At 72.5% G+C, this 19,358-nt stretch carries 15 protein-coding genes; 3 read left to right on the top strand and 12 right to left on the bottom strand.

What is annotated here, in order from left to right; all coding sequences use genetic code 11:
* Window positions 1-8: 8 nt before the first annotated feature.
* From fxsT to ACX28W_RS12215, 8 genes are all read right to left on the bottom strand, one after another.
* Complete coding sequence (fxsT, locus tag ACX28W_RS12250; protein WP_458998934.1) at window positions 9-3,020, bottom strand: FxSxx-COOH system tetratricopeptide repeat protein; 3,012 nt, start codon at window positions 3,018-3,020, stop codon at window positions 9-11.
* Between the two features lie 192 nt (window positions 3,021-3,212).
* Entirely contained in the window at window positions 3,213-4,829 is a 1,617-nt protein-coding gene (locus ACX28W_RS12245) for an aKG-HExxH-type peptide beta-hydroxylase (RefSeq protein WP_458998933.1), read from the bottom strand.
* Entirely contained in the window at window positions 4,826-5,929 is a 1,104-nt protein-coding gene (locus ACX28W_RS12240; protein ID WP_458999087.1) for an FxsB family cyclophane-forming radical SAM/SPASM peptide maturase, read from the bottom strand. The genes ACX28W_RS12245 and ACX28W_RS12240 overlap by 4 nt, the downstream gene beginning before the upstream one ends.
* A 288-nt stretch (window positions 5,930-6,217) precedes the next feature.
* A complete protein-coding gene (gene fxsA / locus ACX28W_RS12235) occupies window positions 6,218-6,466 on the bottom strand; it encodes an FxSxx-COOH cyclophane-containing RiPP peptide (RefSeq protein WP_458998932.1) in 249 nt (82 codons plus the stop codon).
* 17 nt (window positions 6,467-6,483) lie between these two features.
* Entirely contained in the window at window positions 6,484-9,933 is a 3,450-nt protein-coding gene (locus ACX28W_RS12230) for an SAV_2336 N-terminal domain-related protein (protein WP_458998931.1), read from the bottom strand.
* A gap of 7 nt (window positions 9,934-9,940) precedes the next feature.
* Window positions 9,941-10,987 carry an AAA family ATPase gene (locus ACX28W_RS12225; RefSeq protein ID WP_458998930.1) on the bottom strand — a complete coding sequence of 349 codons (1,047 nt, stop codon included), beginning with the start codon at window positions 10,985-10,987 and terminating at the stop codon, window positions 9,941-9,943.
* 169 nt (window positions 10,988-11,156) lie between these two features.
* A complete protein-coding gene (locus ACX28W_RS12220) occupies window positions 11,157-13,535 on the bottom strand; it encodes a VMAP-C domain-containing protein (RefSeq protein ID WP_458998929.1) in 2,379 nt (792 codons plus the stop codon).
* The gene (locus ACX28W_RS12215; protein WP_458998928.1) at window positions 13,532-14,059 is read right to left on the bottom strand and encodes a CU044_2847 family protein; all 528 of its coding nucleotides are present in this window, start codon (window positions 14,057-14,059) and stop codon (window positions 13,532-13,534) included. The genes ACX28W_RS12220 and ACX28W_RS12215 overlap by 4 nt, the downstream gene beginning before the upstream one ends.
* A gap of 166 nt (window positions 14,060-14,225) precedes the next feature.
* On the opposite strand from ACX28W_RS12215, the gene ACX28W_RS12210 reads away from it, so the two are divergent.
* The gene (locus tag ACX28W_RS12210) at window positions 14,226-14,408 is read left to right on the top strand and encodes a DUF6104 family protein (protein WP_005312030.1); all 183 of its coding nucleotides are present in this window, start codon (window positions 14,226-14,228) and stop codon (window positions 14,406-14,408) included.
* Window positions 14,409-14,450: 42 nt separating this feature from the next.
* On the opposite strand, the gene ACX28W_RS12205 is transcribed toward ACX28W_RS12210, so the two are convergent.
* Complete coding sequence (locus ACX28W_RS12205; protein WP_458998927.1) at window positions 14,451-14,699, bottom strand: hypothetical protein; 249 nt, start codon at window positions 14,697-14,699, stop codon at window positions 14,451-14,453.
* 224 nt (window positions 14,700-14,923) lie between these two features.
* Here ACX28W_RS12205 and ACX28W_RS12200 point away from each other — a divergent pair, with 224 nt between their 5' ends.
* Window positions 14,924-15,862, top strand: a complete 939-nt coding sequence (locus ACX28W_RS12200; RefSeq protein WP_458998926.1) for a DUF4097 family beta strand repeat-containing protein — start codon at window positions 14,924-14,926, stop codon at window positions 15,860-15,862.
* Window position 15,863: 1 nt separating this feature from the next.
* Window positions 15,864-16,949, top strand: a complete 1,086-nt coding sequence (locus ACX28W_RS12195; protein WP_458998925.1) for a helix-turn-helix transcriptional regulator — start codon at window positions 15,864-15,866, stop codon at window positions 16,947-16,949.
* Window positions 16,950-17,245: 296 nt separating this feature from the next.
* Here the strand turns inward: ACX28W_RS12195 and ACX28W_RS12190 are convergent, their stop codons facing one another.
* The 3 genes from ACX28W_RS12190 to ACX28W_RS12180 form a co-directional block, all read right to left on the bottom strand.
* On the bottom strand, window positions 17,246-17,812 hold the full coding sequence (locus ACX28W_RS12190) for a Clp protease N-terminal domain-containing protein (protein ID WP_458998924.1): 567 nt from the start codon (window positions 17,810-17,812) through the stop codon (window positions 17,246-17,248).
* The gene (locus ACX28W_RS12185) at window positions 17,812-18,021 is read right to left on the bottom strand and encodes a helix-turn-helix domain-containing protein (protein ID WP_458998923.1); all 210 of its coding nucleotides are present in this window, start codon (window positions 18,019-18,021) and stop codon (window positions 17,812-17,814) included. The genes ACX28W_RS12190 and ACX28W_RS12185 overlap by 1 nt, the downstream gene beginning before the upstream one ends.
* Before the next feature lie 115 nt (window positions 18,022-18,136).
* Entirely contained in the window at window positions 18,137-19,102 is a 966-nt protein-coding gene (locus tag ACX28W_RS12180) for a zinc-binding dehydrogenase (RefSeq protein ID WP_458998922.1), read from the bottom strand.
* Window positions 19,103-19,358 lie beyond the last annotated feature (256 nt).

Here is a 19,358-nt window from a genome sequence, read left to right as displayed (position 1 = left end):
GGCGCCGGTCACGTCTCCTGGGGTTCGAAGTCCCAGTAGGGCCGGTTGCGGGAGCGGGCCGAGATGGTGTGGACGTGCTGGAGGCCCAGCGTGGCGACCAGGTCGGTCAGCGCCTCCTCCTCAACCTTCTCGGCCTGCTGACGGTCCCTCAGGCCCCGTAGGTCGGCGGCGAGGGCGACACGGGCCGAGAGAGTCAGCGGGTGGGTGCGGCCAAGGGTCTCGGTGGCCCGGGTGACCACGTCCTGGCTGAGCGCGGCGGCCGACTCGGGGTCGCCGACGAGGTTGCGCAGGGCGGCAGCGTTGATGGCGCAGCCCAGCGTCCAGGGGTGGTTCTCGCCGACGGCCGCGGTCATGTCGGCCAGCGCTTCCTCGATGACGACGTGGGCGTGGTCGCGTTCGCCGACGCTGCGCAGGACCAGGGCGTGGTTGGCCTGGACTCCCGCAATGTAGGGGTGCCCCGCGGCGAGCATCACCTCGTAGCGGGCGATGGCGGACTCACCGATCTCCCGCGCCTGGTCGATGTCGCCGTGCTCGCGCACGAAGCAGCTCGTGTTGGCGGCGAACCTCAGGGTCTGCGGGTGGGTCTCGCCCAGCACGCGTTCGCAGCGCTCCAGTACGCGGGCGAACAGCGGGCCCGCGCCCCTGCGGTCGCCGCTGCGGTACTGGCACAGGGCGAGGTTGTGCTCGGCGTCCAGGGTCTGCGGAGTGTCCATCCCCATGACGATGCGGTGTTCGCGCACACTTTCCGCCTGAATGGACTCCGCCTCGGTGTAGCGGCCCAGGAGGCGCAGATCGGTGGCGTAGTGGATCTGGGAGGAGAGCGTCCACGGGTGCCGGCCTCGCAGCAGCAGCCGACGCGACTCCATCGTCCGCCGATCGATGTCCAGGGCCTCTTCGAAGCGGCCGAGCAGGCGCAGGGACACCGCCAGGTTGTTCTGGGCCCCCAGGGTGCGCGAGTCGGCGTCGCCGAGAAGGTCCCGATAGGCCGTGAAGATCCACTGGGAGAGTTCCAGCGCCTCGTCGTAGCGGGCGAGGCCCCGCAGGTCGGCGGCGAGGCCGGTGGCGGCGCGCAGGTGCTCCAGGTCCTGGGATCCGCGTTCTTCCTTCAGATGCTCGACGGCGGCGCGCTCGATGGCCTCGGTGCGCTGGTAGTCGCCGACCACGCGCAGCAGGTTGGCGTAGTGGTGGGTCAGCTCCCAGACCCGGGGGTGGTTCTCGCCGAGCAGCGTCGTCCAGGCCTTCATGGCACGTTCGCCCAGCTTGATGCCGGCGTTGTACTCGCCCGAGAGGTACATGTAGCGAAGGCAGTTGAAGACCAGCCCCTGGACGGCCGGGTCCTTGCTCTGCAGTACGTCCGCGTACTTCAGGTGCGGAACGATCTCGGCGTATCCGGGCCACAGCCGGGTGTCCGTGGGGCGGCGAGGATCGGCCGCTGCCAGGGCCCGCCGCACCACGTCGACGAACTCGCCGCGGTCCTCGTCGGGCATGTCCTTGTGGACGATCTGGTGGACCATGCGGTGCAGGTAGAGGGACTCGCCGGAGGACGTGGTCTCGTCGGTGGCGGTCTCGTGGGACTCCAGGCGCACGACGGAGTACTGGCGCAGCTGGTTGATCGCCTTGTTCCACAGGAGCGGGTCATTGAGCAGCCCCGCGATCTGCTCGGGCAGCTCGTCGTGCGGCATCTCCTTGAGGAGGCGTACGGGGATGAAGCCGGGCGCGAAGAAGGTGCACAGGCGCAGCAGGTCGACGGACTCCGGGACGGTGTCGCGAAGCTTGTTCAGCAGTATCGACCAGGCGGTCTGGAAGGCGACCGGGAAGTCCGCGGACACCTTGACGACATCCCCGTCGATACCGCCCTCCAGGAGGGCAATGTAGTCCTGCACGGAGAGGTCGGAGTCGTTGAGCCAGCCCGCCGTCTGGTCGAGGAGGAGGGGCAGGTCCTCCAGGGCATCGGCCAGTTGGTCGGCCTCGGCGTCGGTGAGCCGGGGTGCCCTGCGGCGGATGAAGGCGACCGACTCGTCGCGGGCGTAGACCGGCACCTCCAGCAGTTTGCTGTTGTGCTCGCTCCACTCGGGGTTGCGGGACGTGATCAGGACGTGGCCGGGACCCGTGGGTACGAGGTCCCAGATCTGGTCGGGCTCGTCCGCGCCGTCCAGGATCAGCAGCCAGCGAGAGTACGGCTCACCGCGGCGCAGCGAGTCCCGGACCGCGCGCAACCGCTCGCCGTACTCTGCACCCGTGGACAGCCCCAACTGCGGTGCGAGTTCGGCCAGTCGGCGCCGATAGGTGACCCGCTTCTCGGCGTTGACCCACCACACCACGTCGTACTCGGACCCGAATCGGTACACGTACTCGGCGGCGAGCTGTGTCTTGCCCACCCCCGACATGCCGTGCATCGTGACAACACCCGCGCCGGCCTCGGCGCCCTGGAGCAGGTGGTAGGCGTCGTTCAGCAGCCGCTCACGGCCGGTGAAACGGGTGTTGCGCCGCGGTACGCCGCCCCACACCTCGGGCATCGCCGCCGGGAAGCGCGGACCACGCCGGGCGCCCTCCGCGGACTCGGGCAGCGGGTCGGCGGGCAGGTCCAGACGGTCCAGGACGCGCCGCTCGGCCTCGTCGGCGCCCATGTTGGTCACGTCGACGGCGGCGAAGACCGCGGCGGCGCTGGGCACCGAGGCCGTGGTGACGGAGACGGCCGCGAAACGCGTAGGGTCGGGGACCACCACCTCACGCAGAGCCGCGTTCCACTCCTCATGGGTACGCGGCCCCAGCTGGAAATACCACTCGCTGACGATGACCAGGATCCGGCCCTCGGCGAGTTTCAGGTCACGCAGCAGGTCGACGAGGGGAACCTCGGCCGGAGACTCCCACAGCAGGTAGTTGACGCGCAGGCCGCGCCGCTTCAGACGGTCCCCGATCCAGGCCGCCCAGGCCCGGTTGAAACCGGCGAAGCTGATCGTGACGGTCTGCCTCGCGGCCCCCCTCTCGGCTGGCCCGACCGGCGTACGAGCTCCAGACATGCAGCGGCCTCCCCGCGCGTGATTTTAGAACCTGGGCGAGGTCCCGCGATAGGGCGCTGACGAGATACCAGTCGCTTGCTCCACGGTTTCCGCACGGTTCCCTTTCAAGCGACGATCTTGGCGCAATGATCGTCCCGCGTCCGGGATCCCGGAGCATTCGGCGGCGGCATGGCTCGTTCGGCGGCACATGGCTCAATCCGTCGGGGCGTGACGCTGCGTCCAGAGCGCGCGGGCCGCCCGGACGTACGCCTGAGCGCGTGCCGCCTGTCCGCGAGGCGCGGGATGCTCGGCGAGCCGTTCGTAGACCACGACCATCCGGTCGACGAACCGGCGCCCCCGCGCGGTGAGATCGCCCGATCCGACCAGGGCAGGCAGGACCGCCCCGACCTGCTCCTGGTAGCGCGCGTGCTGGGCCCACGCGGAGTCTCGGTGGGCGGGGTGCGTGATCACGAGCGCGCAGCGCTGGAAGAAGTCCGCCAGGGCGAGGTGGGAGTAGGCGCCCTGGAGCAGACCGTCGTACGGGCGCGGGTCCGGGCGCCAGGGCGCGAAGTACCGTGCTTGGCCGTCTGCGTGATGGAGCGTCAGCATATCGCTGAGCGCGGCGAGCTTGGTGTGCTGCAGTTCGTGTACCAGGGTCGCCGCGAAGGTCGTGGGAGTCGGCGGGATGCTGCTCAGGACGGCGCCGAACGCCTCGCGCCGGGTGCCGCTGCAGCTGCCGGTGGTGCGGCCGCCGGGTGTCGAGCCGGGCGGCGCGGAGAGCGGGACGACACAACGCAGCAGCGCGGCGGCCTCGGTGACGCGTTGCTCACCGCCCTGCCTGAGCACGGTGGCGATGCCCGCCCAGGACTGCAGCCAGTGTTTGCGCTCGGCGTCGTCGAGGGTGACCGGCCCGCTCAGCGTGTGATGGCCGGGGCCGCCGCGTGAGGTGCGGTACGGGTCGAGGTCGTCCAGCGGTACGGGGGCCGCTCCGGGCAGCAGACCGGGCAGCGCGTGCGCGGGGGTCCAGGCGGCGGCGCCCGACCACGCACCGATACCACCGCTCTGCAGACGTACGACGATGTCCTTCTCCCCCGATTGCCGCAGCGTCAGACTCTGCCGGCGGTGGACGACGTCGACCGGGGCGTCCCCCGGCGCGGCCGTGCGCAGCGCGCCGAGGGAGGGCAGGGTCAGCACGCCGTCGCGCGCGGTCAGCCGTACCGCGTACGGCACTGCGGCCCGGGCGGCGGCCACGGCCGCGAGTGCGCCGAAGTAGGCGAGATCGCGGCGCAGTTCACGCGGCTCCCGCTCGCCGCCGCCCGCACCGAGCCCACGCAGACAGCGCCGGGCCCAGGGGCCCACGAAGGGGTGCAGGAGGAGGGCACGGACGGGCGGGAGGGGAAGGCCGGCCACCCCGGGGATCATGGTGCCCTCGTACGGGGCCGACTCGGCCCCGACGCCGAGGGCCACCGACCGAACAACCGGTCCGTCCAGGGCAGCGTTGTCGGGCTCGGCACCGGGGTCGGGCGGGAGCCCGGAGAACCCGCGCACATCCCTTCCCTCCCCTCGCCGCACGCCCCTCCCCTCTCCTCGCCGCACATCCCTTTCCGCCCGGTCCGCCGCCACCAGCAGCGCCCAGTCATCCCATAGGCGGCCCTTCGCCGCGGCGGAGCAGAGCGCGGGGTCGGCCGCCTCCACGGCGTCGAGTACGGCGCGCAGCAGAAGAAACCGCCGCGTGTGCTGATCGCGTACCAGCAGGCCCAGGGTCTCGGCGCCGCCTTCGGTGCGGCCCAGTTCGTCCAGGGCCCGCTCGGGGACCTCCGGCAGGATCACGAGGCGCTCCTTTCACCGGAGGCGTCCGCCGGGAGCCTGCGGGCCACGTGGCGGATGAAGCGCTGCAGGTCGGCGCAGTACACGGAGGGGTTCGCGAAGCCGTGTCCGGCGCGGTATCGATGCGCGTAGTGTCCGCCGCCGCAGACGGAGAGCAGCGGACAGTCCCGGCAGCGCGCGGCCAGCGAGGCGGCACCCGCCTGCCTGGCCGCGATGCCGGGGTGACGCAGCGCCTCGTCGAAGCCGTGCCGGAAGACATCGAGCCCGGTCTCCGCCGCCCCCTCGTAACAGGACTTCAGGGAATCCACCTGCTCGATCGCCCCGTCCGTCTCCACGACCACCGCGTCGAACGGGGCCAGCCCCAGCGACTCGGTGGCGGCTGGCAGCCCGAGCAGCAGCGCGATGCACTCCTCGAAGAGCCGCACCCGTGTTTCCCGCCGCCCGGCCGACCACCAGCGGTCGAAGACGGCGCACAGCCAGTCGCCGTACGGGGCACCGGTGCTGACCCAACGCGGCGGTGGGGCAGCCCAGTTGCCGTGCGGCAGCAGCAGGTCGAGGGCCGGGGGCCGCAGGGCGAGCAGGGACTCGTACGTCTCGACCGGGTCCGTCGCCGGGTCGACGACCATGAGGATGCCGGCGTACGCCTCGGGAAAGCGGTCGGCGAGCAGGCGGGCGCCGCGCGACGCGGCGGGCCAGGACGGGCGTCCGGCGCGGTCGGTGCGCCGGGCGTTGTGGGCGGGCAGGCCGCCGTCGAGGCTGACGCCGACGCGGATGCCGTGCCGGGCCAGGACGGCGAGCCGCCGCTCGGTGAGGAGCGTGGCGTTGGTCTGGACGGTCGGGTGGACCGCGCAGGAGGCCGGGACCCGGTCGCGTACGAGGTCGGTGAAACGGGCGAGCGTGTCCGCGCCCGCGAGCAGGGGCTCGCCGCCGTGCAGGACGAGGGAGAGGGCTGTCAGGTCATGGGCTCGCGCGTGCTCGGCCACGCGGTCCGCGGTGCGGCCGAGGACGGCGGGTGAGGCGGTGGCGGGGCGGGTGCGCCAGGTCTCGTCGGGCCCCTCGTAGAGGTAGCAGTAGCGGCAGGCGAGGTTGCAGCGGCCGTGCATCTTGACGATGAACTGCCGGAACGGGAAGGGCGGTTCGGGTAGTGGCGGTGGTACGGCGGTCCGTTCGGGTGCTCGGACGGAGGTCACCTCTTCAGACACTCCGCACCCCCATGCCGTACGGCTCGCGGTCCCACGCCACGGCCCCCTGCCGTACGAGGCCGCATTCCCTGACGCGGGCCCGACACAAACGCGGCCCGATCGAAATTGTCCGGTTCGGATACGGGGGGCGACCGGAACCGACGTTTCGGCGACGTCATTTGACCGCTTTCCTGCGCCCTATGCACTGCCTCAGAAGGCGTTGTTGAACCCCCACAACATCTCGCTCGGCCGGTCGGCCCGCTCCCTGAGTTCCTCCAGCACCTCTTCCAGCACGGGATGTCGAATGGTCCTCAGATCCGCAAGATCCAGCCCCAGCAGATCCGGCAGCCCCTCCGGATCCGGCAGCTGCTCCGCATCCGGCAGCCGCGCCGGATCCGGAAGTCGCGCCGGATCCGGAAGTCGCGCCTCGGAATCCGACGCGTCGTCCCGTACGCCCATGGTCTCCCCCTCCTCCGTCACTCCAGCTCGGCCAGCCGCTGCGCCGTCTGCCGGGCCGTCGGCTCACCCGTGGCCACCACGTCGTCCGGCAGCCTGGACCACTCGGCCCGGGCGGCCCGGTAGGCCTCGCGTGCGGCGCGCGGGCGTGCCGCCGCCTCATAGGACATACCCCGCCAGTGGTGCGCCTGCGCCCCCAACTCCACGGCGTCCTGCCGCCGCCGGTCCGTTTCTGCCTCGCCCTCCGCCTCGCGCGCCGACTCCGCGGCACTGCGGAAGGCGTCGACGGCCTCGTCGAGCCGCGCGGGCCGGCCCAGGCTCTGGTACGCCTCGAACTGGGCCTGCCCCAGTTCCAGCGAGCACCGCGCGGCCAGCAGCGGATCGTCCGCCTCGGCCGCGGCCAGCCCGAAGAGATGCTCGGCCTCCCGCAGATCCACCCGGTCGCCCCGGGCCCGGTACCGCAGCATCAGCGCCCCGCCCAGCAGCAGGAGGCGGTACGCCAACTCCGCGCTACCCGCCGGGGTCTCCGTGCGGCAGTCCCGCAGCACCCGGATGGCCTGCGACAGCGACTCGCGCGTACGGGGTCCGTTGTCCAGCACCGCCCGGCGCAGCAGCACCTCGCCCCATTCGGCGAGCACGTCCGCGTGCGCGGGGGCGTCCCGGGGCACGCCCTTGGCGGCGTGCTCGAACCGCTCCGCGGCCTCCTGGAGTTCGCGTGGGTCGCCCGACTCGGCGTACCGCGCCACCCGGATGCGCCCGGCGCGCACCATCAGCGAGGCGCGCGCCCCCTGTTCGCGGGTGAGGCCCAGGGCCTCGTCGACGCGTGTCTGGGCCTCGTCCAGCGCACCGCCCGATCTCAGGAGGGCGTCGACGAGGTCGATGAGGATGCGCACGCGGTCCCGGTCACGGTCGCGGTTGGCGTTCCGGGGAGGTTCGCCCGCGTCGGGGGGCACGGCCCCGGGGCCCGTTTCGAGGGCGTCGCCGAGCTCGAGGGCGTCACTGAGCGAGTGGACGCTCTGTTCGGCGTAGAGCCGGGCCTGCTCCGGGTCGGCCGTGGCGCTCGACAGGCGCAGCAGGACGCGGCCGTGGGCCAGCGGGAGTTCGGGCGGGCGGCTGCGCGGGTCGGGCCAGGCGTCGGCGAACGCCTCCAGCATGCCGACCGCGCCCTGGAGCAGCGCACTGTCGCCGCCCAGCCGCCACTGCGCCTCCAGCGCGCGCACCCGCTCCAGGGTGAGCCGCAGGGCTTCGGTGGTCTCCAGGTCGGGCGCGGCGCAGGCCACGGCGTACTCACGGTCGGCGCGGCGCAGCAGGTCGAGCGCGCCGCGCCGGTCGTCGCGGCGCCTGCGGTCGGTGGCGGCGGCGTGCAGCACCCGGGCCAGCACGGCCCGTTCGCGCAGGGCCCGCGGATGTGCGACGGCTCGTTCGGCGGCCGTCTCCGCCTCCCGCAGCAGTTCCGCGCCGCCGCCCTGCACCTCCCACAGCCGCAGCAGACAGTTGGCGTACTCGGCCCACAGCTCGGGGTCCGTACCCGCGAGCGGCTCGTGTTCGGTGGCACCGCGCAGCAGCTGTACGGCGTCGATCAGGTCCTGCACCATGCCGTCCGTGTCGAACCGCCCGGCCAGGGTCCGGGCCCGGCTCACCGCCGCGTGCGTGGGCCGCTCGTCGGGCGGGTCGGTGCGCCCCCGGACGCCCTGACCGCCGTACAGCGCGAACTGCTCGGGCAGCGGCATGAAGCGCTCCAGGACACGCGCGGCGACCTCGGCGAAGGGCTGCGGGACCAGGAGGGCGCCGCCGTTGTCGCCGTTCTCGCCGTTCTCGCCGGGGTAGGCGGCGCCGGGCGTGTACGGGCGTCCGATGCCGCTTGCGCCCTCGGCCTCGCCCTCGCCGAGCTGGGCGAGCGCCAGGGCCGGGAAGTTGGGGCCGCCCTTGCCGAAGCGGTTCTCGATGTACTCCGAGCAGTGCTTGAGCACCAGCATGGCCTCGTCCCGGCCGAGCGGCGACAGCAGCGCCTCCTGCACGCCGGGCGCGAACTGGTACCACTGGGCGCCGTCCGCCCCGTACTCCTCCGCCCTCGCCCGCGAGACCAGGCCGCTGAGCAGCACCTCGGCCAGTTCGGAGGGGCCGGAATCGGGGAGCATGGTCCGCTGCACCAACTGCATCACGGGCAGGCTGAGCGGCGCCGCCGCCAGGTAACCGGCCAGCCGTCCCGCGGGTTTGGAGGCGTTGGAACGGAACCGGCTGACCAGTTCGAGCGCGGACAGCCGACGCCCGGGACGGGACGCCGGAGCGGGCGGATGGTGCGGGCGCACCCAGCCGACCGCGCCGGCCACCGGCCCGGCACCGGCCCCGGACAGCAGCCGCGCCCAGGCACCCAGCGCCGCGGGCTCGGGCGGCAGCACGGGCACGGGGAGCGCGCCACCGCGGGCGTCCGGCGGAGTGCCCGTCGGGAGGCGGACCTTCAGCGTGGCGGCGCCCGCCAGGCCCTCGCCGCGGGTCAACTCGCCGTACGAGACGGGCAGTCGGGTGCGGTTCCACATGCGCTGCGGCAACGGCTGGAGCACGGCGGCGGGGCCCTGCCGGGACAGCTGGTGGAGCAGCCGGTGGGCGTGGCCGCTGTGCCACAGCGGGCCCGCGCAGTCGCTGACCAGAAGGGTGATCCGGCGGCCGGTGGGGTCGCTCAGCCGGTCCGCGGAGTGCAGGGGGGCGGTGTGCGGCTCGGGACTGCGGCTGACGGCCGGCTCACCGTCCGGACCCTGATGCAGATGGCTCACCTGAATGTCCCAGAAGGCGCCCAACTGACCGAAGACCTGCTCCAGTTCGGCGAACATCCGGTCCCACACCCGCATCGACGAGGAGGCGTCCATCACCAGCTGGAGCGCCGCGTCGGCACGGGTCACGCCGCGGAAGACGGGTAACACCAGGCCCCCGGCCCGAGCGCTCCGCTCCGCCGTCGCCGTCTCGTCGAGCGTCGTACGCAACGGCGGCGCCGCGGTCCGATAGCCCTGCAACGGCCGTAGTGCGCGCTGGAGTTCGAGCGGCGAAGGGAACGCGGGCGCGGCGGGCACCCCCACCGGAAGCGCCGTCGCCCGGCCCCGCCCGCGGGTCCGCGGCGGGCCGTCCTGCGGCACGGGGTACAGCGCCACCCGCCGGTCCGCCCCCGCGACCGGCCGGTCGGCGGGCCGCTCGACGGGCGGCGCCGCGGCGGCGTCGGGAACACCCGGACGCGCCCCGGCGAAGTCCCGTCCCATGGGCGACCGGCCCGACGACGGCGTGTTCCCCTCCGTCACCTCGGCACTGTCCGTGGACCGCGCCCAACGGGCCAGCCAGAGCACGTCGCACACCTGCTCGGCGTCGGGATCGAGCCCGATCTGCCGCAACCGGGAGACGAGTTCGGCGATGGGGTCGCCACCGGTACCCGCCGAGGGTACGGAGGTGCCGGGAGGTCCGTGGCGCGCCGCGGCGTCGGGCATCAGCGCGTCACCTCGGGCGGTCGAGTCGCTGGATGAGCAGGTCCGCGAGCCGGTCACGACTGGGCGGAGCGGCCGCGTCGGTGAGGTAGATGGCGTTCAACAGCTGGTCGGCGGCCACGAGTTCGCTGCGCGAGCGCTCCAGGAAGTGGGTGATGAGGTCGTCCCCGGCGCGCGCCGCCTCGTCGCCGAGGTGGGCGCGGACAAAGGTGGCCAGCCGCTTGTGGTCGGGCCTGCCGAGCTCCAGGTGGATGCAGCGGCGCATGAGCGGAGCGGGGAAATCCCGCTCGCCGTTGCTGGTGAGCACCACGAAGGGGAAGGCGTGGCAGCGCACCCGGCCGTCGCGCACCCGCGCCTTGGTGCCGTCCGCGGTGAGCACCTCGGCCTCGCCGTCGGGCAGCCGGTCGGCGATGCGCTCCAGTTCGGGGACGGCGAACTCGCCCTCCTCCAGCACGTTGAGAAGATCGTTGGGCAGGTCGATGTCGCTCTTGTCCAGCTCGTCGATGAGCAGCACGCGCGGGGTGTCGGACGGCAGCAGCGCGGTGCCGAGGGGCCCTAGGCGGATATAGCTGCCGATGCCCTCGACGGAACCGGGAGTGGGGGCCCTCTCCGTCCCGGCCGCGCCCGTCTGCGCCCCGCCGGCCGCTATCTGCACGTCCTGGAGCCGGGCGATCGCGTCGTAGTGATAGAGCCCGTCCTGCAACGTGGACCGGCTGACGATCGGCCACCGCAACACATTGCCGAGACCCAGCTCGTACGCCACCGAGTGCGCGAGCGTGCTCTTGCCCGCGCCGGGGCTGCCGGTGACGAGGAGGGGCCGGCGCAGATAGAGCGCCGCGTTGATCATCTCGAGTTCCTCGGCGCCCGGCCGGTGCAGTTCGGCCAGGTGCCGGTGCGCGCCGAGCCTGCGGTCCTCGGAACCGTCCCCGCCGCCGTTCCTGCGGGCCGCGTCCCGGCTCGCGAAGTCGCGCCAGGGAGGCGGGGCCGGAAGGCGGTCTATGCCCTCATGGGGTTCACCGGCGCCTCGGTAGATGAGCCACTCACTGGATTCGGTCATTGCTCGGTCCACCCAGCCCTCGTCGTCACTCGTCCCTCGTCACTCGTCCTCGCCGCTCGTCCGCTCGGCAGCCGTCGAACGTGCTCACGGTATCGACCCTCACCACGCGTCGTAAGGGCCCGGTCGCGCAGAGCGCCGGGCACGGTGCCGGGTGGCCCACCGGGTGAGCTCATGGCGCCTCCAGCAGGTCACCCGAGCCGGGCAGGGGCCGACGCGGATCGTCGTAGAACAGGGCGATGCCGTCCGCCCAGTAGGTCTCCGCCCTGCCTGCCCGCACCCCGGCCCGCAGCGCCCGCACCAGCTCCGGGAGCCGCTCCGCGCTGCCCGCGCCGGCGACGGTGTCACCCGCTCTGCGATGGAACTCCCCGCACACGGCGTCCGACTGCCCCCTCCAGCGCCGCCACAGCGCCACGCCGAAACCGCCGTGCACGATCCGGACGAGCGCCACCGGGTCGTCCTCGAACCGCTGGTCGCCATAACGGCAGAGCACCGGAACCGTACGGTGCGGCAGCCCGCGCAGCGACTGCGCGGGGGGCACGGGTACCCGTAACCCGTCCTCGCAGTCCAGGACTTCGGCCTCCGCCCCGTACGCGTGGATCCAGCGCCAGCGGGCCTCGCGTTCGAGGTGCTCCTCGTCGTACTCCGGACCACGCTCGCCGCCGTACTCGCTGTCGCGTTCCTCGCCGTGTTCCTGACCGCGCTCCCCTTCGTACTCTCCGTGCGCGCCGTACTCGCCCTCGTGCGCCCCGTAGGCAAGTGCCTGCTTCCCCCCGAAGGCGGCGGAATCCTCCCCGTCGGGCAGCTGCTCCCGGTCGGCGCAGCGCACCACGACGGGCCGGTGGGCACCGAGCGGCGGCTCGTCCGGATGGAGCTGCCAGGCATCGACGTCGAGGTCGAGCAGCAGATGGGGCAGCGCGACCTGGAGGAGGGCGGGCCGCCCCGGTTCGTCGCAGCGGCGGAAGGCCTCCGCGAGGGAGGCCGCGAGAGTGCCCGGGAGTTCAGCCAGCGGGGTGCGCTCACCCTCGTGCAGGCGCACCACCTCTCCGGTCGGATGGGCCACCGATACGCGCCAGTCGCAGCGGTCCGGTTCCCAGCCCCGCTGCACCAGTTCGAGCAGCGCGAACAGGCGGGGCGCGCGGTCGACGGCATGCGTCGGAACGGCCGTCGGTACGGCTGTCGATACAGCCGTGGGTACGGCCTCGGCCGGCTCGCGCACGGCATGTCGGCCGCCCGGCGCGTCATGGACGACATCCACGACGCCGTACCGCTCGGGCCCCGGCGGCAGCTGGGGCAGTTCCTGGAGCCGGGGCGGCGGTTCCTGGCTCCGGGGCGGCACCCGGAGCAGCTCGATCCGCCGCTGCGCGAGGTCGCGCCGGTACCGCAGGCCGAGTCCCTCCGCGGCCTGCCGCACCCACTCCCACAGGGCCCGCTCCGCGCTCTGCGTGCCGGGCGTCACGAAGGGCCGCTCGGCGGACATGACGCGCATCGCGTAGTCGAGGACGAGTTCCAGCGCGCCGTCCTGACGCGAGCTCTCGTACAGCGCGCCGAGTCCGTCGCGCCAGCCGCGCGGTGCCGGATGCGGGATCGAGGCCTGGCTGCCGAGGAGGGATTCCAGCAGCCCGAGCAGGGCGCGGGTGCTGACCGGGGGCGGCAGATCGGCGAGCCTGCCGAGCAACTGGGTCCGCTCGTCCGGGCTGAGGGCGCGGCCGGGCCGCGCGCCGAGCTGGCCCTGCACGTCGGCCCAGGTGCTGCGGTCAGAGTCGGGGTGGCGCTGGCGGTCGCGGTGGTAGCGGTCGTGGGCATGGAAGACCGCCGTGTACGGATCGTCGTGCTCGGCCCGCACCGCGCCCGCCGGGACCGGCAGGGACCGTAACTGCTCCACCCCGGTGGACGTGCCGCCCAGTCCCCGATCCGCCTGCGACTTCAGGACACCGACGACCTCACCACGTACGGGATCGACCACCGGCCCGCCGGAGACACCGGGCGGCAGGACGTCGCCGCCCAGCCGTATCTGCTCGTCCGTGGACCAGCCGCCGAGGGTGCCCTGCACCGAGCAGGTCCCGATCAGACGGCGCAGCTCCCCGCCCACGACGGACCAGCCGGAGTAGAGGACGGTCGCCTCGCCGTAGTAGGCGGCCGGGCGTTCGGTGATGTACGCGCAGTCGTGGTCGACGGGCTCGCGCAGCTGGACGAGGGCCAGGTCCGGGGCAGGCCAGCTGCCCCGCACGGCCCGCTCCAGGTGCCGCGGAAGGGCCTCCGGAAGGGCCGTCGCCACCTCACCGGCGACGGCGGACGTGCCGCGCCCCGGCCCGGTCTCGTACACCACCGTGACCTCGCCCCCCTCCCCACTCCGTGCCACGTGTGCGCAGGTGAGAACCCAGTTCGGAGCGATGAAGAATCCGCTCCCGAGGAACGTGCCGGGTTCCTCCAGGGCATACCCGGCCCCCGCGCGATGGATGCGCACCGTCGCCGCCATGACGAGATCACGCAGCGCACGGTGAGCGTTCTCGGGGCCGCCCGGTGCGCCCCGGGCGTGCCCGTCCGTCATGCTCCGCCTCCGACGGAGCCGTCCGCCGCGCCCCCGTGCGCCGGGGCGCCGGGTGACGCGCCCCTGGTGCGGGTGCCTCTGGGGCTTGCGGGGCTTCCGGGGCTTCCGGGGCCTGCGGGGCCGGTGTCTCCGGGACCGGTGCCTTCAGGGCCGGAGGCGCCAGGGTTCTCGAGGTCCGGTGGGCCGCCGTTCCACGTGAGCGTCACCGTGATCCCGGCCTTGGCCTCGCCGTCCGCGAGGAGGCCGACCACCTTGCCTGCCTTCGCCGTCAACTCGATCCCGAACTCGACGCTGACCTCGTCGGGCCGCACCGCACGCAGGGGCGCGGCCAGCGAGCGCGCCACACTCGTGATCACCGACTGCAGGCTCTCGACCTGCGCCTCCACCCGCTCGCCGAACCCGGTGTCCGTGTACGAAAGCCCCCCGGACGGCTCCTCCAGCGCCTCGGCCCCCGATATCCGGGCCCACACCGGCGTCCCGTCCGGCATCTCGATCCGTGCGATACGGGTCACTGCATCACCCATGACATCCCCCGTTCCCCCGTTCCCCCACGCCCCCGTGGTACCGCCCGCCGGTTGCCGCAGGCTAGTCGCAGGGGGGCGCCCGCGACAGAGGACCTCCGTGCGCCGCGCGCCCCCACTTATCCTTTTCCCAGCCTTCCATTTCACTTTCACCGACGGAGCACCATCCATGTACTTCACCGACCGTGGCATCGAGGAACTGGAGAAGCGGCGCGGCGAGGAGGAGGTCACCTTCGAGTGGCTCGCCGAGCAGCTGCGTACGTTCGTCGACCTCAATCCGGACTTCGAAGTGCCGGTGGAACGACTGGCGACGTGGCTGGCGCGGCTGGACGACGAGGACGACGAGGAGTAGGGCGCTGGGGCTGAGCTTCAGCCCCTGTGTCTCAGGTGAGCCTCAGTCGAAGGCCCGCAGCCGGTCGTACGCCAGTCCGAGCACGCCGCGAACCATCAGCACCGTCCCCACGACAACCCACCCGGCACTGCGACGGCGTACACCCCAGACCGTGAGCGGCACCCCGGCAGCCAACTGCCCGGCCGCGAGGGCGCCGGCCCCGGGCCCGGGACCGACGGACTCGGGCCGCTTCCGGCAGAGCAGCAGTGCGCCGGGGGCCTTGGCCTGAGGCGCGTCGGGCGTCGTGGGCATGGTCATAGGTTAGGGCGACTCGGGACCGAGTCGCCCCTTTTGAGACGACTTGATCCCACGCGACCCTCTCGACCTGTCCGCTTGACCCGAAACGAGTGTCTTGACTTTCCGGACCCGCGATATATCGTGAATAACGGAAGACGCGATATGGCGCGTCGAGTCCATGGCCGGTTCCATGGTCGGTTCCATGGCCGGTTCCATGGGAGTCACGGGAGGTCTGCACCATGTCCGAGTGGTCCGTCGCAGAGCCGAGGAAGCTGACCTTCGACGACCCCGTGACGGCACTCCACGTGCGCGTCGTCAACGGAACGGTGAACGTCGTGGGCACCGACGAGGGTTCCGCCCGACTCGAGGTGTCCGAGCTGGAGGGCCCGCCCCTTCAGGTGACCCACCAGGACGGCACGCTCACCGTGGCGTATGAGGACCTGCCCTGGAAGGGCTTCCTCAAGTGGCTCGACCACAAAGGCTGGCGCCGCAGCGCGGTGGTCTCGCTGACCGTCCCCGCGGGCACGCCGGTCGAGGTGGGCGTGGTCGGCGCCGCCGCCGTGGTCTCCGGGGTGGAGGGCCGAGTGGAGGTGAAGGGCGTCACGGGCGACACGACACTCGTACGCATCTCCGGCCCCGTCCGTGTGGACACCGTGTCCGGCAGCCTGGAGGCCCAGGCCGTCACCGGCAACCTCCGCTTCAACTCCATCTCCGGCGACCTGACCGTGGTCGAGGCCTCGGGCTCCTCCGTGCGGGCCGACTCGGTGAGCGGCTCGATGATCGTGGACCTCAACCCCACGGGCACCCCCACCGACGTCCACCTGTCGAACATGTCGGGCGAGATCGCCCTCCGCCTCCCGCACCCCGCCGACGCCGAGGTCGAGGCCAACACCGCGAGCGGCACGGTCTCCAGCGCCTTCGAGGATCTCCGGGTCAGCGGCCAGTGGGGCGCCAAGAAGATCACCGGCCGACTGGGCGCCGGCAACGGCAAGCTGAAGGCGATGACCGTCTCGGGCTCCATCGCCCTGCTCCGCAGGCCACCGACGGACGACGCCCCCTACGAGGACGATGGGCACGGGGACGACCGGCATGAAGACGCTGGGCGCGAGGACGGTCCGGCACCTCGGGACACGACCGACGCCTCACCGCAGGCCCCGACCGACAAGAAGGTGCTCTGACATGCCCCCCGTCTTCGCCCACGGCCGCCTGCGCCTCTACCTGCTCAAGCTGCTGGACGAGGCCCCGCGCCACGGGTACGAGGTGATCCGCCTCCTGGAGGAGCGCTTCCAGGGGCTGTACGCACCCTCGGCGGGCACCGTCTACCCCCGGCTGGCGAAGCTGGAGACCGAAGGACTGGTAACCCACACCACCGAGGGCGGCCGCAAGGTGTACGCGATCACGGACGCGGGCCGCGCCGAACTGGCCGACCGCAGTGGCGAGCTGGCCGACCTGGAGCTGGAGATCCGCGATTCGGTCGCGGAGCTCGCCGCGGAGATCCGCGCCGATGTGCGGGGCGCGGCGGGCGATCTGCGCCGCGAGATGCGGGCGGCGGCCACGGAGGCCCGGCGCGGCGCCAAGGCCGCCGACGGCACCGCCGCCGAACACGAGGGCCCGGCAGGCGAGTTCGGCGACTTCGGGGACTACCGCGACAAGGAGTCGTGGCGGACCGCGAAGGAGGAGATGCGGCGCGTCAAGCAGGAGTGGAAGGAGCAGGCCCGGCGCGCGAAGGACGAGAGCCGCCGGGCTCGTGACGAGGCCCAGCGCGCCCGGCGCCAGGCCACGGAGACCCAGGAGAAGGTCCGCGCCCAGGCCCAGGAGGAGATGCAGCGCATGGCCAAGCGGGTCCAGGAGAAGGTCCAGGACCACTTCACGCGCGGCGACTGGCCGACGGGGGTCAGCGAAGGCCTGACCGAACTCGCCAAGGAGTTCGGCGACTTCGGCAAGAGCTTCGGAATGGACTTCGGCAAGGAGCCCAGCTCCGGCCGCGAGGGAACAAAGGGACCAACACCCGGATCGACCTCAAAGCCCGAGTACTCGGTCACCCGCGAGGACTTCCCCGCCGACTACGAACCCTCCTGGGCCCACGGGGACTCCACCGGCGACCCCGCCCGAGACCTCGACCGCCTCCTGGACCGCTTCCGCGACGACATCCGCGACGCGGCCCGGGACCACGGGGTATCGGAGGAACAACTCCAAGCGGCCCGCCGCCACTTGTCGACAGCGGCAGCACACATCGGGGCGACGCTGCGCACCCCGAAGAGCTGAAGCCCCAGGCCGGGGCTTGATTTTTCAGGCCCCGGGCGACAGCCCTTCAGGCCCCGGGCGACAGCCCTTCAGCCCCGGCCGGGGACATCCAGCCCGTCCGGCGTTTGAGGACTAGCCCTTCGGGCGATGGCGGGGGTCCAGGGGGCGCAGCGCCCCTGGCGGGGGTTTGGGGGCGGAGCCCCCAAGGACGGATGGGACGGGTAGGGGCGGCGGGGGCGAACTCCAACGCCCCGGAGTGCACGGCTCGGAATACCCACCGAGACCCACTGCAACCCCCCTGAGCACCCACCCCCTCCTCACCCCGCCTTGGCCACTCCCCCGCCGTACAACACACGCGTCACCGACTCGTACGTAACTCCATGGTCGGCCAACACCTCCGCGAGCACACCGGGCCGGACGGTGAGAGCCATCAGAAGATGCTCGTCCCCGATGGTCCGGTCATGGCGAGCCAGCGCGATGCGCAGGGACTGCGTCAGCACATCCCTGGCCCCCTGCGCGAACGGCCGATGCCTGGACCACCACCCCCTTCCGCCCCGCTTCCCCGACTCCAACGCCCCCACCCCGTGCGCCTCTTCAACCCTGGAGACGATCTCCGAGACGGAGATACCGAGCCCGGACAGCGCATCAGCGTCGGCACGGGAGAGCCCGCCACGCCGACGCGCCTCGGCGAGCCCCCGTTCCACCGAGTCTCGGCGCCGGTCCACCCCGAGCGACGCCAGCACGAATGCACCGCGGCTGCCCTCCCGATCGAAGAGGGCGAGCAGCATGTGCTCCTCCTCCACCGTCTCGGCACCGACCCGCTCGGAGTGCCCGACCGCGCCCTCGACCACAGCCCGGGCATCCTTCGTGAACCGCTCGAACATCACTGCCTCCCGTACTTTTTGTGCACGGCCTGCCTGCTCACTCCGAGTTCCGCGGCGATCTCCTGCCACGACCAGCCCTGATTGCGCGCACTGCGCACCTGCACCGCTTCCAACTGCTCCAGCAGCCTCCGCAGCGCGGAGACCGCCCGCAGCCCGATCCGCGGATCGCGGTCACCCGCGCGCGCGGCGAGATCCGTTGCTTCGGTCATGACTGTCAACCTACATTGACATCAAGCCCCCGTCAACCGACGTTGACAACACGACCCGGCACGCAAACGGCGGGCTCGAAGACTCCCGAGCCCGCCGCAGCCAAAAGACGCAACCTCACCCCACGCCAAGAACGATCTTCCCGAACTGATCGCCGGCCTCCAGCCGCTCGAACCCCTCCCGGGCCCGATCGAGCGGAAGCACCTCGTCGATGACGGGCCGCACGCCGGTCGCGGCGCAGAAGGACAACAGGTCCTCCAGCTCATCCTTGGTGCCCATGGTGGAGCCGACGACCTTGAGCTCCAGGAAGAAGATGCGCGTGAGCTCGGCGTGCGAGGGACGGTCGCCGCTGGTGGCACCCGAGATCACCAGAGTCCCCCCGGGCCGCAGCGACTTGATGCTGTGCGACCAGGTCGCCGCACCGACCGTCTCGATGACCGCGTCCACCCGCTGCGGCAGCCGCGCGCCGGACTCCAGCGCCTCCACCGCGCCCAGTTCGACGGCCCGCTTCCGCTTGGCCTCGTCGCGACTGGTGGCGAAGACCCGAAGACCGGCCGCCTTGCCGAGCACGATCGCGGCGGTGGCCACGCCCCCGCCGGCGCCTTGGACGAGCACGGAGTCGCCGGGGCGCACCCCGGCGTTGGTGAAGAGCATGCGGTACGCCGTCAGCCACGCCGTCGGCAGACAGGCGGCCTCCTCGAACGACAGCTCCTTGGGCTTCGGAATGACGTTCCACGCCGGGACCGTGACCTGCTCGGCGAACGTGCCCTGGTAGCGCTCCGTGAGGATGGAGCGGGGCTCCTTGGGGCCGACCCCGTGCCCCGTCTGCCCGATGACCGAATGCAGCACGACCTCGTTGCCGTCCTCGTCGATCCCGGCCGCGTCGCACCCGAGGATCATCGGCAACTTGTCCTCGGCCAGACCGACGCCCCGCAGGGACCAAAGGTCATGGTGATTCAGGGACGCGGCCCTGACGTTCACGGTCGTCCAGCCCGGCCTCGGCTCGGGGGCCGGGCGCTCCCCCAACTCCAGGCCTCTGAGCGGCTGGTCACGGTCAATCCGGGCGGCATAGGCAGCGAACATGACCTTGACGATAGGCTCCGCCCCCGCCCGACGGAACCACGTCCCGCTGTGACACACGTCCCGCCACCCCCGCGACCCACGTCGCCCGCCCGGTTTCTTTCGCCCCCGCCGCCCCTACCCTCCCCCAAGCTCTCGGCTTCGCTCGAGCAGGGGGGACCCCCATCGTCCCCTGGGGGCTGCCGCCCCCAGACCCCCGTTCGGCCTGGACGGCCTCGTCCTCAAACGCCGGACGGGCTGAAAGATCAAGCCCCGGCCG

Source organism: Streptomyces sp. SD15 (genome assembly GCF_054462255.1).
This window is presented reverse-complemented; position numbering and strand designations above follow the sequence as displayed.

Coding starts and splice junctions, on each gene's coding strand:
- fxsT (WP_458998934.1), bottom strand. CDS start 3,020: ATGTCTGGAGCTCGTACGCCGGTCGGGCCAGCCGAGAGGGGGGCCGCG.
- ACX28W_RS12240 (WP_458999087.1), bottom strand. CDS start 5,929: ATGCACGGCCGCTGCAACCTCGCCTGCCGCTACTGCTACCTCTACGAG.
- fxsA (WP_458998932.1), bottom strand. CDS start 6,466: ATGGGCGTACGGGACGACGCGTCGGATTCCGAGGCGCGACTTCCGGAT.
- ACX28W_RS12230 (WP_458998931.1), bottom strand. CDS start 9,933: ATGCCCGACGCCGCGGCGCGCCACGGACCTCCCGGCACCTCCGTACCC.
- ACX28W_RS12225 (WP_458998930.1), bottom strand. CDS start 10,987: ATGACCGAATCCAGTGAGTGGCTCATCTACCGAGGCGCCGGTGAACCC.
- ACX28W_RS12220 (WP_458998929.1), bottom strand. CDS start 13,535: ATGACGGACGGGCACGCCCGGGGCGCACCGGGCGGCCCCGAGAACGCT.
- ACX28W_RS12215 (WP_458998928.1), bottom strand. CDS start 14,059: ATGGGTGATGCAGTGACCCGTATCGCACGGATCGAGATGCCGGACGGG.
- ACX28W_RS12210 (WP_005312030.1), top strand. CDS start 14,226: ATGTACTTCACCGACCGTGGCATCGAGGAACTGGAGAAGCGGCGCGGC.
- ACX28W_RS12205 (WP_458998927.1), bottom strand. CDS start 14,699: ATGCCCACGACGCCCGACGCGCCTCAGGCCAAGGCCCCCGGCGCACTG.
- ACX28W_RS12200 (WP_458998926.1), top strand. CDS start 14,924: ATGTCCGAGTGGTCCGTCGCAGAGCCGAGGAAGCTGACCTTCGACGAC.
- ACX28W_RS12195 (WP_458998925.1), top strand. CDS start 15,864: ATGCCCCCCGTCTTCGCCCACGGCCGCCTGCGCCTCTACCTGCTCAAG.
- ACX28W_RS12190 (WP_458998924.1), bottom strand. CDS start 17,812: ATGTTCGAGCGGTTCACGAAGGATGCCCGGGCTGTGGTCGAGGGCGCG.
- ACX28W_RS12185 (WP_458998923.1), bottom strand. CDS start 18,021: ATGACCGAAGCAACGGATCTCGCCGCGCGCGCGGGTGACCGCGATCCG.
- ACX28W_RS12180 (WP_458998922.1), bottom strand. CDS start 19,102: ATGTTCGCTGCCTATGCCGCCCGGATTGACCGTGACCAGCCGCTCAGA.